Origin of the sequence: Pseudomonas sp. PS01298 (assembly GCF_029959745.1) — a bacterium.
GTDB lineage: Bacteria > Pseudomonadota > Gammaproteobacteria > Pseudomonadales > Pseudomonadaceae > Aquipseudomonas > Aquipseudomonas aylmerensis.
This window is the reverse complement of record NZ_JASCPP010000005.1, coordinates 56,599-69,942: the sequence shown is the minus strand read 5'-3', so window position 1 is coordinate 69,942 and position 13,344 is coordinate 56,599. Positions and strand designations below refer to the sequence as shown.

General features: G+C 64.4%; 12 protein-coding genes. 9 read left to right on the top strand and 3 right to left on the bottom strand.

All coding sequences use genetic code 11. The features are described 5' to 3' along the window. Positions 1 to 4: 4 nt before the first annotated feature. Genes QMX97_RS03900 through QMX97_RS03865 form a run of 8 tightly spaced genes read left to right on the top strand, consistent with a single transcriptional unit; the run spans position 5 to position 8,644 of the window. Positions 5 to 664 (top strand): class II aldolase/adducin family protein, encoded by a 660-nt coding sequence (locus QMX97_RS03900; RefSeq protein WP_065908315.1) that lies wholly within the window; start codon positions 5 to 7, stop codon positions 662 to 664. Beyond that, positions 661 to 1,479: a transporter substrate-binding domain-containing protein gene (locus QMX97_RS03895; protein ID WP_282396093.1), complete on the top strand. Its 819-nt coding sequence runs from the start codon at positions 661 to 663 to the stop codon at positions 1,477 to 1,479. The genes QMX97_RS03900 and QMX97_RS03895 overlap by 4 nt, the downstream gene beginning before the upstream one ends. Further along, positions 1,472 to 2,215 (top strand): amino acid ABC transporter permease, encoded by a 744-nt coding sequence (locus QMX97_RS03890; protein WP_065908311.1) that lies wholly within the window; start codon positions 1,472 to 1,474, stop codon positions 2,213 to 2,215. The genes QMX97_RS03895 and QMX97_RS03890 overlap by 8 nt, the downstream gene beginning before the upstream one ends. Beyond that, on the top strand, positions 2,205 to 2,882 hold the full coding sequence (locus QMX97_RS03885) for an amino acid ABC transporter permease (RefSeq protein ID WP_282396092.1): 678 nt from the start codon (positions 2,205 to 2,207) through the stop codon (positions 2,880 to 2,882). The genes QMX97_RS03890 and QMX97_RS03885 overlap by 11 nt, the downstream gene beginning before the upstream one ends. A gap of 23 nt (positions 2,883 to 2,905) precedes the next feature. Next, the gene (gene metC / locus QMX97_RS03880) at positions 2,906 to 4,093 is read left to right on the top strand and encodes a cystathionine beta-lyase (RefSeq protein WP_282396091.1); all 1,188 of its coding nucleotides are present in this window, start codon (positions 2,906 to 2,908) and stop codon (positions 4,091 to 4,093) included. Beyond that, entirely contained in the window at positions 4,090 to 5,124 is a 1,035-nt protein-coding gene (locus QMX97_RS03875) for an ABC transporter substrate-binding protein (RefSeq protein ID WP_282396090.1), read from the top strand. Before metC ends, QMX97_RS03875 begins: the two co-directional genes overlap by 4 nt. A gap of 26 nt (positions 5,125 to 5,150) precedes the next feature. After that, on the top strand, positions 5,151 to 7,439 hold the full coding sequence (locus QMX97_RS03870; protein WP_282396089.1) for a TonB-dependent receptor: 2,289 nt from the start codon (positions 5,151 to 5,153) through the stop codon (positions 7,437 to 7,439). A gap of 2 nt (positions 7,440 to 7,441) precedes the next feature. After that, the gene (locus QMX97_RS03865; RefSeq protein WP_120448707.1) at positions 7,442 to 8,644 is read left to right on the top strand and encodes a dipeptidase; all 1,203 of its coding nucleotides are present in this window, start codon (positions 7,442 to 7,444) and stop codon (positions 8,642 to 8,644) included. 55 nt (positions 8,645 to 8,699) lie between these two features. Here the strand turns inward: QMX97_RS03865 and QMX97_RS03860 are convergent, their stop codons facing one another. Then, positions 8,700 to 9,377 carry a nitroreductase gene (locus QMX97_RS03860; protein ID WP_282396088.1) on the bottom strand — a complete coding sequence of 226 codons (678 nt, stop codon included), beginning with the start codon at positions 9,375 to 9,377 and terminating at the stop codon, positions 8,700 to 8,702. A 95-nt stretch (positions 9,378 to 9,472) separates the two neighbouring features. Here QMX97_RS03860 and QMX97_RS03855 point away from each other — a divergent pair, with 95 nt between their 5' ends. Continuing rightward, a complete protein-coding gene (locus tag QMX97_RS03855; RefSeq protein ID WP_282396087.1) occupies positions 9,473 to 10,372 on the top strand; it encodes a LysR family transcriptional regulator in 900 nt (299 codons plus the stop codon). Here QMX97_RS03855 and treS read toward each other — a convergent pair. Together treS and QMX97_RS03845 are read right to left on the bottom strand one after the other, a co-directional pair. Beyond that, positions 10,369 to 12,435, bottom strand: a complete 2,067-nt coding sequence (gene treS / locus QMX97_RS03850) for a maltose alpha-D-glucosyltransferase (RefSeq protein WP_282396086.1) — start codon at positions 12,433 to 12,435, stop codon at positions 10,369 to 10,371. The genes QMX97_RS03855 and treS overlap by 4 nt on opposite strands. A gap of 85 nt (positions 12,436 to 12,520) precedes the next feature. Continuing rightward, complete coding sequence (locus QMX97_RS03845) at positions 12,521 to 13,300, bottom strand: AraC family transcriptional regulator (protein WP_282396085.1); 780 nt, start codon at positions 13,298 to 13,300, stop codon at positions 12,521 to 12,523. Positions 13,301 to 13,344: the final 44 nt, after the last annotated feature.

The window sequence follows — 13,344 nt, the reverse complement described above, 5'->3', positions numbered from 1 at the left end:
CCCGATGAGCTTTGATCCTGTGCGTTTTACCCAAGTGTTCGAACACGAATTTGCCCTGGCCAAGCAGTTGCTGATCAAGCACCAGGCGCTGTCGAGCAACGAGGCAGGCAACATCAGCCTGCGCATTCCCGGCGAGGAGCGGCTGGTGATTGCCTCGCTCAGCGGCGCTGACAGTGGCGTGGCGGCCATCGTCGATTTCGACCTGCGCCACAGCCAGGGCAGCCTCACCGACAACCTCCAGGAAGTTGCCGCGCTGCATGTGGCGATCTACCGCGAGCGCCCGCAAGTCAATGCGGTGATCCACACCCACTCGCCGTACCTCACCGCCTTCGCCATCGCCGGGCGCCCACTGCGTGCTCACGCCGCACAGCTGCTGGGGATCCTGGCGGAAGATGAGGAAATCCCGCTGACCGCCTGGGGCCCGCGTTACGCGCCGGAGCCGGTGGTCGCGGCGCTGCGTGAGCATCCCCACGCGCCGGCGGCGTTGCTGGCCAATCATGGGCCGTTTGCCTGGTCGGAGCGTGATGTGCTCGCGGCGACGCGCTTGCTGGTGAACCTTGAAGAAGCCGCCTATCTGACCTTCCTGGCCCAGCAACTCGGCACGCCGCAGCCCTTCCCCAGCGGCGCGGCGCAGCGTTCGCGGCTGGGCTGGAGTGCGACATGAGCCGGACGGTCGCCGCCCTCGCGCTCCTGGCAGTGTTCGCCGTGCCCGCCCATGCCGAGCCCCTGCTGGAACGTGCGCAATCGCGCGGCACGCTGAACGTCTGCACCAGTGACGAATTCCCGCCGTTCAAGACCCTGGACGCCCAAGGCAAACCCGCCGGCTTGATCATGGACCTGATCGTCGACCTGCAACAGCAGCTGTCCGCCAAGGTCGGCCAGCCGCTGAAGCTGCAACTGGTGCAGGTCAACCCGTTGAACCGTTTGCTGTTCCTCGACCAGGGGCGTTGCGAAGTGCTGGTCACTTCGTTGCTCGACACCCCGGCGCGGCGGCGTGAAGTGGACTTTGCCAGCCCGGGTTTCTACAGCTCGGCCGCCACGGTATTCGCGCCGAAAAGCACCGCCGTGCCGGACTGGCAAAGCCTGCGCGGCAAAACCCTGTGCGCGCCTGCCACCAGTGTGTGGGTACGCCCCTTTGAAAGCCGCTATGGCGTGCAATTCGCCTCGTTCAACGGCACCGCCGAAGTGCGCAAGGCCGTTGCCGACAGCCGTTGCCTCGGGGCGATGGGTGACGATGCGTTGTACAGCGCCCTGGCGCGCCAGCCGGAATGGGCCGATTACGAAGTCAAGTTGCCAGGCCAGGACCCGGCGCCCTGGGGTATCGCCCTGCGCAAGGGCCAGCCGGCGCTGCTGGCCGCCGTGTCGGGCATCGTCGAAGGCTGGCATGCCCACGGCGTGATCATCGACCTGGAACAGCGTTACGGCCTAACCCCCAATGCCTGGGTCGCGCAGCAGCATGCACGGGCCAGCCATGAGTGAAATCAATCTGCGCCTATGGCTGGAACAGCATGGGCTGTCGCTGAGCATCCTGTGGGACCCGATGGACCGCCAGCGCTTCCTGCTCGGTCTGGGGCTGACCCTGTTGTTGTCGGTGGCAAGTATCGCGCTGTCGCTGGTCATGGGGATTCTCGGCGCCGCCGGCCTGGGTTCGCGCCGCCCGCTGTGGCGTCACCTGAGTGCGGCGTACATCGCGTTGTTTCGCAATACGCCGCTGTTGGTGCAGCTGTTCTTTTTCTACTTTGGCGTCGGCGCATTGTTGCCGCTGGTGGACGGCGCCAGTGTGCGCCTGCTCAATGGCACGCAGTGGGCAATCATCGTGATTGCCCTGCACAGCGGCGCATTCCAGGCCGAAAACCTGCGCGCCGGCATCGACGCGGTGCCGCGCGCCACCCTCGACGCGGCCGCCGCCCTGGGCCTGCACGGGCGCACGGTATTGCGCCACATCGTGCTGCCGCTGGCCCTGCGCAACAGCCTGCCGGCGATGGGCAATACGGTGGTGCAAACCATCAAGTCGACCTCGATCGCCTACGCGATTGCGGTGCCGGAACTGCTCTATGCGAGCAACCGGATCTGGTCGGACAACTTCAACGTCGCGGAAATGATGCAGGTACTGCTGCTGGTCTGGCTGCTGTTGATCGGCCTGAGCAGTTGGCTGCTGCGCCGCCTCGAAGACCATCTGCGCCTCCCTGGCCAGGAGCTGCCCGATGCCGCCTGAATCGAGCCTTTTCCAACTGCTGTGGCAGTGGGCGCCGGCCCTGCTGCAAGGCTTTGGCCTGAACATCCTGATGGGCATCACCGCGATGCTGGTGGCGACGCTCGGCGGTGTGGCGCTCGGCAGCCTGCAGGTCAGCGCCCACCCCGGCCTGCGGCGTGGCGCCGGGCATCTGAGCCGTTTGCTGCGCAACTTGCCGTGGCTGGTGGTGATGTTCTACGTGGCCTACCTGCTGCCCTATGAAGTGCAGTGGGCCGGGCGTTGGTGGCAACTGCCGGACTGGCTCAAGGTCGCGTTGGGCCTGGCCATGCCTGCCATCGGCTACGTCTCGGAGATCGTGCGCGGCGCCGTGCGTGCAGTGCCGACCGGCCAATGGGAAGCCGCCCAGGCCCTGGGCATGCGCCACGGCCAGGCGCTGCGTCACGTGATCATCCCGCAGACACTGCCGAGCCTGGTGGCGCCGTGGATGAACCTGTATTGCGCGGTGACCATGTCCACCTCCCTCGCCAACCTGCTGGGGGTGGAAGAGTTGATGACCACCGTGCAGTCGCACCTCTCGACCCAACTGCGCAACGACCTGCTGCTACCCGCCTACGGCTTGGTGTTCATCGCGTTCTTTATCTACATCCACCCCCTTTCACGCTGGGCCAAGCGGCTGGAACGCGCATGAGCCCCTCCTGGAGTAAGCCCCCCTTGCGCGACGATACCCGCCTGACTCACCTGGGCCGCGATCCGGCCAACCACGCCGGCACCGTCAACACCCCGGTGTACCGCAGCTCGACCTTTATCTGGCCCGACACCGGCACTCTCGAAAACCACCTGCAACAGGCCGACGACCCGCACTATCGCGGGCACATCTACGGCCGTAACGGCAACCCCACCACCGCCGCCTTCGAAGACGCCGTGGCACAGCTGGAAGGCGGCTTTCGCGGGCTGATCATGCCCAGTGGGCTGGCGGCGATTGTCGGCGCGGTGCTGGCTGTGGCGCGGGCCGGCGACCATATCCTGGTGACCGACAACTGCTACTGGCATGCCCGCCAGGTGTTTGACCAGGTACTGCCGCGCTACGGCATCCAGGCCACCTATTTCGCGCCGATGCTCGGTGCCCACATCGCCGGTTTGCTGCGCCCCAACACCCGCCTGGTCTACGCCGAAGCACCCGGTTCCAGCACCTTTGAAGTGCAGGACACTCCCGCCCTCGCAGAAGCCGCGCATGCCCACGGCGCGCTGCTGATGCTCGACAATACCTGGGCCACGCCGCTGTTCTTCAAGGCGTTCGAGCACGGCGTGGACATCTCGATCCATGCCGCCACCAAGTACCTGGTAGGCCACAGCGACGCCATGCTCGGCGTGATCGTCACCACCGAAACGCTGTACGCGTCAGTGCGCGAAACCGTGCGCCACCTCGGCTATATCGCCAGCGCCGACGATGCCTACCTCGGCCTGCGCGGCCTGCGCACCCTGGGTGTACGCCTGCGTCAGCACCAGCGTTCGGCACTGGCGGTCGCGCAGTGGTTGCAGCAGCGCCCCGAAGTCGCCCAAGTGCTGCACCCGGCCTTGCCCGAGGCCACCGGGCACGCGTTATTCAAGCGCGACTTTCTCGGCTCCACCGGGCTCTTCGGCGTGGTGCTCAAGCCCGTCTACGCGCCCCAGGCCAAGGCCTTTCTGGACAGCCTGCAGCTGTTCGCCATGGGTGCCAGCTGGGGCGGTTTCGAAAGCCTGATTCGCCCGCAACAACGCCACCCTTCCGCGCACATCGAACCCGGCGTGTTGCTGCGCCTGCATGTGGGCCTTGAAGCGGTCGAGGACTTGATCGCCGACCTGCAACAAGGCCTGGAACGCCTGAGTGTCACCCCACCTGCCTCGAGGAATCTGTCATGAGCCATACACTGCCCACCCACTACAGCATTTGCCCGTTGTTGGTCGCGTCGAACATCGCCGTGGAATTCGGCTGGCTGGATGAGGAATACCAACGCGTCGGCGCCGAAGCCATCTATCTGCGTTCACTGCCGGAAAACCTTGGCTGGTTGCCGCACTTCACCCATGGCGAATCGCGGCTGATTCGCGACGGCGGTGCCGTGCCGGCCTTGTGGGCGCGCGCCGACCAGGCCGACACGCTCCTGGTCGCCACGACTGCCACGCAGCGCGCCGGGCAGATTCTGGTGCGCGCCGAGGGCCGCATCCGCCAGGTCGCCGACCTGTTCGGCAAGCGCATCGGGGTGCCGGTCAGCCGCAATATGGCGCGGGTCGATGTGCTCAAGGCCCTGGCCGAACACGGCTTGTTCAATGCCCTGCAACTGGCGGGGCTGGAACCGTCGCAGGTGCGGCTGATCGAGCTTGAGGACGAAGGTGATCCGCAGACGTTGCAGCCGGCGATCCGGCCTTCGGCGTTCTGGTCGCAACTGCATGGGTTGCATGGCAAGCCTGGGCATGAAGTCCAGGCGTTGGCCGAAGGGCGTGTGGATGCGGTGCACGTGGCTGCCGGGCACGTGCCGGCGCTGTTGGCCAGCGGCGAATTCACGGTGATCGAGGACCTGGAACGCTACCCGGACTGGACCTTGAAAAACCACAACGGCCCCTACGCCACCACCGTCAACCGCGCGTTTGCCGAAGAACACCCCGAGGTGGTCGTGGCATTCCTGCGCGCTGCAATCCGCGCCGGCCACTGGATCAACCAGCACCGCGATGCCGCCGCCGAGCTGTTCACGCGGGTGACCTTCCTGCCGGATGCCGGGTTTATCCGCCGCGCCATCGCCGAGCTGGATTTCGTGCCGCAACTGGCCGCGCAGAACCTCGCCGCCCTGGAGTTGAAAAAGGACTTCCTGGTGCAACGCGGGTTCCTGCAGAACGACTTCAGCGTGCACGAGTGGGCCCAGCCCGAGTTTCTCGCCAAGGCCCACGCCGATTTTTGACGCCACCTCTTTGCCAAGGACAGACAATGATTGCTCAGTACCGTAAAACCCTGCTCGCCAGCCTGTTGCTGGCCGATTCCAGTTGGGCGGCGCAGGCCGCCAGTTCCACCGAACCGCAACTGAGCAAAGTCGAGGTGGTCGGCGCGCGCGTGACCGAGGCCAGCGCCGCCATCGGCGAAGACAAGATCAGCAATACCCTGACCATTTCACACCAGGCGTTGCTGTCGGCACCGGCCGGTACCTCGGGCCTGAAAATGCTCGAGGCGCTGCCCGGTTTCAATGTGCAGGTCAACGATGCGCTGGGCTTGTATGAGTTCGGCAACTCGGTGTTCGTGCGCGCGTTCAACCTGCAGCAGATCGGTTTTTCCATCGACGGTGTGCCGTTGGGGCGCACCGACCAGTTTGGCGGCAGCCCGATCTATCGCTACGTCGACAACGAAAACACCGAGCGGGTTACCGCCTCCACCGGCGCCGGCGATGTCTCGCAATCGGGCTACGCGTCCCTGGGCCCGTATGTGGATTACCAGACCAGCAACCCCACGGTCGAGCCCGGCGCAAGCCTCTCCTACACCCTGGGCAGCGACAGCCTGCGGCGCAGTTTCGTCAAGCTGCAAAGCGGTGAGTACCAGGGCCTGTCGGCGTATTTCAGCCGCTCTAAAATCGACGGTGACCTGTGGCGCGGTCCCGGCACCATTGACCGCGAGCACCTGGAAGCCAAGGTGCGCTACCGCTTCGGTGATCGTGATGAGGTATGGCTGCGCGCGGTGCACAACGCGTTCTACGACTATGACTCGCCGTACGTGAGCATCGCCCAGTACGACGGCAGCGCCAACGACCCGTTCGGCCGCTCGGGCCGTTACTTCGCCTATCTCGGCAGCCTGCCCGACTTGCCCGAGACCGTGCCCGGCGTGCGCTACAGCAACACCAACTACAACCAGTTCTACAAGCAGGCGGTCAACCAGCGGCGCGACACCTTGTACAGCCTCGGCGGCCAGTTCGAGATTCGCCCCGACCTGCTCAACTACACCACGCTGTACTACGAGGCCAAGAAAGGCTTTGGCGTATCCCCCGAGGCCTACGCCACTTCCCTGGCGCTGCACAACGCCGAAGGTAACGTCGATGGCCTGTTCGCACCTCGCGGCGTGCAATACGGGTTGTCGTCCCTCAGCGGCCATCGATTTGGCGGCCGCACCGGCCTGCAATGGGAGGTCGGCCAGCACCAGATCGACACCGGCGTGTGGGCCGAGACCGATGTGTTCAACCGTCAGCAGGCGCGCTACAACCTCACCGACGGCAGCCCGGCCGGCGAACCGTTGTTCAATGAGCCGGTGCACCTGCAAGGCGATTTCAGTTCCACTCGCGACTCGCTGCAGTACCACCTCAAGGACACCTGGACACTGCTCGATGATCGCCTGCGCCTGCAGTACGGGTTCAAGAGCCTGCACCTGAAATACCGCATCGAGGGTTACCGCAATGCCGGCGACTACATCAACAACCGCCAGCCGCGTATCGCGACCCAGTGGAACGACGCGTTCCTGCCCCAGGCCGGGTTGGTCTACAACCTGACCGACGACACCCAGGTGTTCGCCTCCTACTCGGAAAACATGGCGCTGCCGCGCGGTGCCGACGATATCTTCCGCGCCGCCAGCCCCAGCGCACCACCGCCGGAAGCCGAACGCGCGAAGAACTATGAAGTCGGCTACCGCATCAATCGCCCGAGCTTCAACGCTGCGTGGGCGCTGTACCGCACCGACTTCGACAACCGCCTGCAAGCCTTCGCCTCGCCGGTCCCCGGCAGCAGCCAGGTCGAAACCTACTACCAGAACGTCGGCAAGGTGCAGGCCTACGGCAGTGAACTGAGCGGGCAATGGAAGCTGCCGTACCTGGCTGACAAAGTCGTGCTCAACGGCAACCTGACCTACAACACCTCGACGTTCCAGAACGACGCCGGCGGCCTTTCGATCAAGCACAACGAGGTACCCGACAGCCCGCGTTGGCTGGCCCAGGCCGGCGTCACCTATGAGTTGGCGCCGTGGGCAGTGCTGAATTTCTCGGCGCGTTATATCGGCGAGCGCTACAGCAACTTCACCAACAGCGAATCGGTACCCGGCTACACCCTCTACAACGCCTACCTGGACCTGGGTGGCGAGCGCCTGCATTACGGGCCGCTGAAAAATGTGAAGGTGCGCTTCAACGTCGACAACCTGTTCGACAAGGACTACCTGGGCTACATCCTCACCAGCACCAGCGGCCCCGCGGTCTTCCGCCCGGGCTCGCCGCGCACCTTCCAAAGCACCCTGAGCATGGAGTTCTGAACATGAACAAGCGCCTGCTGCTGCTCGCCTTGCTGCCGTTGTTGGCCAACGCCGACACCGTGGTCAGCCCCGCGACCCTGGCCCTGCACCAACGCCTGCTGGTACTCGACAGCCACCTGGATACCCCCCTGACCCTGACCCGCCCCGGCTGGAACATTCTCGAACGCCATGACTACCGCCAGGATGGCAGCCAGGTCGACTTGCCGCGCATGCGCGAAGGTGGCCTGGACGGTGGTTTCTTCGCGGTGTACACGCCCCAGGGCCCGCGCACCGAGGAAGGTCGTGCGTATGCCAGCGCCTATGGGCTGGCAACCCTGACCCGCATTCGCGATGTGATCGACCGCAATCCCGACAGCTTCGCCCTGGCCCTCACCGCCGACGACGCCCGCCGCATCGCCGCCGAGGGCAAGCGCGTGGTCTTCATCAGTATGGAAAACGCCGACCCGCTCAGCTCCGACCCCGCGTTGCTCAACACCTACTATCGCCAGGGTTTGCGCATGCTCGGCCTGGTGCATTTCATGAACAACGACCTGGCCGATTCCGCCACCGCACTGCCCGAATGGAAAGGCCTGAGCCCCAAGGGCCGTGATTTGGTGCAAAGGGCCAACCGCCTGGGCATCCTGCTGGATGTGTCGCATGCCAGTGATGCGGTGTTCGACCAGATGCTCGCGTTGTCCAGCGCGCCGATCATCGCCTCGCACTCCAGCAGCCGCGCGGTCAACCCGCACCCGCGCAACCTCGACGACGCCCGCGTGCGCCAACTGGCGGCAAAAGGTGGGGTTATTCAGGTCAACGCCTACAGCGACTACCTGATCCCGCTGACACCCAACCCGGAGCGCAACAAAGCCATGGCCGCGCTCGGCGCACGCTTTCACAACCTCGCCGCCCTCAGCCCGGAACAAATCAAGGACCTCTACCAGGAACGCGACACGATCAACCAGCGCTTTGCCCAGCCCAAGGCCGACCTCGATGTCTTCATGCAGCACCTGCTGCACCTGCTGGAAGTGGCCGGCCCGGATCATGTCGGTATCGGTGCGGACTGGGATGGCGGCGGTGGCGTGAGCGGATTGGAAGACGTCAGCCAATTGCCCGTGGTAACCCAGCGCTTGCTGGATGCCGGTTACAACGAGCAGCAGGTGGCGAATATCTGGAGCGGGAATCTGCTGCGGGTGTTGCAGGCGGCGCAGGCGCGCGCGCAACCCTGAAGGCGCGACGTGCTGGAGCGCTGGCGAGCGCGCTCCAGCCGTTCACGGGCGGGGCTCAGTGATGCCTCACCACGCTGTCCTCCAACGCGGCGCGCCCCACCTCGACAAAATTGGAGGCAGAATGCGCATCGGCATAGCCGAATGAAATGCCGAACATTAGCTTCAAGTCCTCACTCACCCCCAACACCTCCCTCACCGTATCGGCATACATCCCCAACAAGGTCTGCGGAATTCCGCCTAGCCCGCGCGCCTGCAACGACAGCAGGAAGGTCTGCGCATACATGCCGATATCGCCGGCCGAACGCACGTGATCGCCGATGTGCGGCATGAACAAGAAGGCCACGTGGGGAGCATCAAAGAACGTCAAGTTGTGGCGCAGGCAGGCCAGGCGCGCGGCGTGGTCATCACGGCCGATATCAATCGCCTCATAGCGGGCGCGACCACTGTCTTGCGCACGTTGGGCGAACACGCCGGTATAGGCGTCGATGTCGAACTCGAAATCGGCGGTGAAGTGCTGGCGGTTGTCGGCGTCGAGCAATGCGGCCGAGAGACGGTCACGGGTATGGCCACTGACGATGTGCACGTGCCACGGCTGCGTGTTGCAGTTGGACGGGCTGTGCTGGGCGTCGAGCAGCACGCGATTGATCTGTTGCTCGGTCAACGGCGTCGATAAAAACTGCCGCGTTACACGACGACTGCGGGCAATGTGCTGGAAGATTTCTGGCGGGTTCATCGGAGGTCTCCTGGAAAAGGTGCTAGCCTATTCGCCACCCTGATCAAGATAAACAGACCACTAATTGACACATTAACAACTGAAAGTGATGAATGATGGATAAATTTCGCGCCATGCACGTCTTCGTCACGGCTACCGATGCCGGCTCCTTCGCGGGCGCCGCCAGCACGCTGGGGTTGTCACCCCAGATGATCGCGCGCTACATCGATCACCTGGAACAGCACCTGCAAGTGCGCTTGCTCAACCGCACGACTCGGCGCCAGCAACTCACCGAGTTCGGTCGCGCCTACTACACGCGCTGCGTGCGCGTGCTGGCGGATGTCGAAGCCGCGGATGCGCTGGCGCTGGAGTCGCATGCCCAGCCGATGGGCGCGCTGAAGATCAGCGCGCCGCAGAACTTTGGCGCGCAGAGCCTGATGCCGGTGATCAACCACTTCCTGGCGCAGCATCCGCGCGTCGAGATCGACCTCGACCTGACCGACCGCTACGTCGACCTGATTGCCGAGGGCATCGAGGCGGCATTTCGCATCGGCGATCCCGGCGTAGCCGACAGCACCAGCCTGGTGGTACGGCCATTGCGCCCCTACCAACTGCTGGTATGCGCGTCACCGGCCTATCTGCAGGCACACGGCACCCCCACACAGCCGAACGAACTGGCCGACCATGCCTGCCTGGGGTATGTGTTCACCGACCGCGTGATGGACAAGGAATGGACGTTCACCCGCCACGGCAAAGCCTACCCGGTGCAGGTCGGCAGCCGGTTGCGGGTCAACAGCGCCGACGCGCAGCTCAAGGCGGCGATTGCCGGCTTTGGCGTGATGATGGCAGCACTCGACCTGTTGGCCCCGGCACTCGCCAGCGGCCAACTGGTGCGGGTGCTGCCCAACTTTGAAGGGCCCTCCAAGCCCATGAGCCTGATTTACCCCGCCGACCGCCAGCGCACCGCCAAGCTGCGGCATTTCATTGATGAAGCGATGGCGGCATTCGGGCCCTAGAGCATCGGCGAACTGCTGACCACCCGTAACGCCAGCCCCTCATACGCATCCAGGGTGATGGTGAACTCGCCTTCGGCAGTGAGATCGCCCTCCACACGCTCGTTGATGATGTCCACCACCATCCCGGCCGCGATGTCGGGCAGGTGCAGGGTTTCGGTGATCGGCGTGGCGCCGAAGTTCAGCGCGGTAATCTGCGTGCCTTTACCCGCCGGCAAGTCGTGGACCATCACCAGCAGGCCTGGATGCTGCACGTCCGGCACCAGGATCTGGCGGCTCGCCGCGATGTCGTAGGCGCGGCGTACGGCGAGGATTTTCTGCAGTTGCGAGGCGAATGACTCAGGGTCCTGCAACTGGCTGTTCAGGCTGCCGTAAAGGCTTTTCGCGCGCGGCATCTGCCCGGCGGACAGTTCGGCTTCAGGGTTCAGGTCTACCAGGTCATAGGCGCCGCGATGAATCCAGCGCGTGTCGCCGTCCTGCATCAAGTGCGCCACCTCATCGGCAGACAAGGGCAGCGCACCCACCAGGTCCCAACCCGACAAGGCAAATACTCCCGGCTGCATGGCGTTGTACATCACCAACAGCAAATGGATCTGGCGAATCTGCTGGATATCCGCCGGGGTAATCGCCTCCAGGTCACGAATGCCCAACGCCGCCGTGATGATGCTGGCGGTGGTACAGGACACCCCATTGGTGACGAACTTGAGGTTGTAGGGCGCATGCTCGCCGGCCAGGCGCTCGTACATCTGCTCGCGGATGTGCTCGCGCAGAATGTTGCCGGGGAAGGTCTGGCCCTGGTAAAGGAAGGTGTCGTGGGCGTGCAGGGTCCAGAAGTGCACCAGCTCGAGAGTCAGTTCATCGTGGTTTTGCAGCGCGTGGATCAGCGAGCCCGGGTCGATGCCCTGGCGATGCATTTCGCGCAGCATCAGGCGCAGGAATTCGGCATCGCCCATCAACAGCGCATGCTGATACGCGGGACGGGTGATGAAGTCATAGGACAGGTCGGCGCCGCCATGGGACATCGATGCGATGTCATCCACGGTGAGGTTCAATTCCTGGAAGCTGAAGCCGCCCGCCTTGCGAATCGCGCCGCCAAGCAGCTGGTTGCCGGTGATCGACAGCGGATGGCTTTCCGACCAGGCCGTGCCATCGAGCTTGCGCTCCACCCCGAGGAAGCCGTTGGCATCCAGGCGCAGGATTTTCGCGCCCATCACGTCGATGGCGTGCAAGGCATCGCCAATGATCATCTGCTGGGCGGCGAAGGTCGGGTCGAGCCAGTTCAGCGATGGCTGGCCTTCCTTGAAGTAATGCAGGTACACCCAGCGACGCGGCTTGCCATCCACGCCGATCACCACCTGGGTAGCACTCCAGTCGGTCTCTTTCACACCCGGCTCGAAGAAGATCACCCGCTGCAACTGGCCGACGATGTAGTGCTTGTCACGCAGCGCATCCACCTGCGCAGGGCTGAGGTTCTGCGCATCGCGTCCTTCGGCCACGTCGGGCAGCAACGGCCAGTCTTCCTCGCGGATCTCGACCATGTGGTACAGGCCGGGATAATCCTCGTAGGCCATCTCGGCCAGGCGGAAGTCCGCGCCCTTGCCGGTGTGGGACGGAATCACATCGTCGATGATCACCGCATTGTGCGCCGCGGCCATGCGCGTCAACGCCTGCAACTGCGCCTCGGTGCCCAGCTGCGGGTCGATCTCGAAGCTGATGCGGTCGAAATTGCCGTCGATGGTCGGCGTGTGCGTGCTGCCGGTCAGGCCGCCGGATTTCTTCAGCGGGCCGTTATGAATGCCCTGGATGCCGATTTTCGACAGCGCATGCCACAGGCTCTCGTCCCCCAGCGCCTCCAGCACCGTACCGCCCTCGCGGGTCACGATCGACGCCGGGTAGGCGGTAAACCACACCGACGACAACGCCGACGCATCACGCGGCCGGGTCTGCGCGTACGGCTGCTGCCACAACCGGCCCTGCCCCGAATAGAGCTTGGCGCGCTGGCGAGCCGCATGCAGCATCGATTGTTCTACCAGCCAGTTCACATGGTTGTTTTCAGCCGCCGTCATAAGCTTGGTACCTGTCGTCGTGAAACATTACTCGTAGACATATGAGGCGTACGCGGGCCATTCGTTGCATTGCGATGTTCGGGGGCTAATCCGCTCCGCCGGTCGCCTGCCGATACTGCCTCGGCGTAAATCCCGTCGACGCCTTGAACTGGCGGGTGAACGCACTGTGGTCGGTGTAGCCACATTGCAGCGCCACCTCGGTAATCGGCATGTCCGAGTGCAACAGCCGGTGGGCGTGTTCCAGGCGCATTTTCTGGATCATCTGCCGGGGGGTGAGGTGGAACACGCGCTTGCAGTAACGCTCCAGCTGGGCCACGGAAATACCGGCGATCCGCGTCAGTTCACCGAGGGTCACGCGGCGGTTGAAGTGCGCGCGGATGTGCTCGTCCACCGCTGCCAGGCGCTGGTAGGCCGGGTGGGTTTCGCTGGCCGATTGCAGGTCGACCGAGAGGCCAGCCAGGCCGATGATTTGGCCTGTGTGGTTGTACAGCGGCCATTTGTGGGTCAGGCACCAGCCCGGTTCGCGGGTGCCGTAGAGGTGCAGTTCAAGCTGGTCTTCGAGCACAAAGCCTTCTTGCAGCACGCGCCGATCCTGCTCGGTGTAGCCCGGCCCCAACTGCGCGGGGAACACCTCGGCGCTGGTCTTGCCCAGCAGCGGCTGCAGGTGCTTGAGGCCGCAGCGTTGCACCAGGGTGCGGTTGGCGAGGAGGTAACGGGCGTCCATGTCTTTGATGAAGATCGCGGCGTTGGGGATCACATCCAGCATCGGCAGCAGTTGGGCGACGCCGGCCAATAGCTGCTCGATGCTGTGCGGGCGGCTGGCCTCGCTCCCTTGGCAAAGGGTCGCAAATGCGCTGTGCAGCATGGTCTCTCTCCCCACTTTCTGACGCGGACGCCGAGCAGATTGCC

Excerpts from the sequence above, each read along its gene's own strand:
- QMX97_RS03890 (WP_065908311.1), top strand. The coding sequence starts at position 1,472 with ATGAGTGAAATCAATCTGCGCCTATGGCTGGAACAGCATGGGCTGTCG.
- QMX97_RS03845 (WP_282396085.1), bottom strand. The coding sequence starts at position 13,300 with ATGCTGCACAGCGCATTTGCGACCCTTTGCCAAGGGAGCGAGGCCAGC.
- QMX97_RS03900 (WP_065908315.1), top strand. The coding sequence starts at position 5 with ATGAGCTTTGATCCTGTGCGTTTTACCCAAGTGTTCGAACACGAATTT.
- QMX97_RS03860 (WP_282396088.1), bottom strand. The coding sequence starts at position 9,377 with ATGAACCCGCCAGAAATCTTCCAGCACATTGCCCGCAGTCGTCGTGTA.
- QMX97_RS03870 (WP_282396089.1), top strand. The coding sequence starts at position 5,151 with ATGATTGCTCAGTACCGTAAAACCCTGCTCGCCAGCCTGTTGCTGGCC.
- QMX97_RS03855 (WP_282396087.1), top strand. The coding sequence starts at position 9,473 with ATGGATAAATTTCGCGCCATGCACGTCTTCGTCACGGCTACCGATGCC.
- QMX97_RS03885 (WP_282396092.1), top strand. The coding sequence starts at position 2,205 with ATGCCGCCTGAATCGAGCCTTTTCCAACTGCTGTGGCAGTGGGCGCCG.
- QMX97_RS03895 (WP_282396093.1), top strand. The coding sequence starts at position 661 with ATGAGCCGGACGGTCGCCGCCCTCGCGCTCCTGGCAGTGTTCGCCGTG.
- QMX97_RS03875 (WP_282396090.1), top strand. The coding sequence starts at position 4,090 with ATGAGCCATACACTGCCCACCCACTACAGCATTTGCCCGTTGTTGGTC.
- treS (WP_282396086.1), bottom strand. The coding sequence starts at position 12,435 with ATGACGGCGGCTGAAAACAACCATGTGAACTGGCTGGTAGAACAATCG.
- QMX97_RS03865 (WP_120448707.1), top strand. The coding sequence starts at position 7,442 with ATGAACAAGCGCCTGCTGCTGCTCGCCTTGCTGCCGTTGTTGGCCAAC.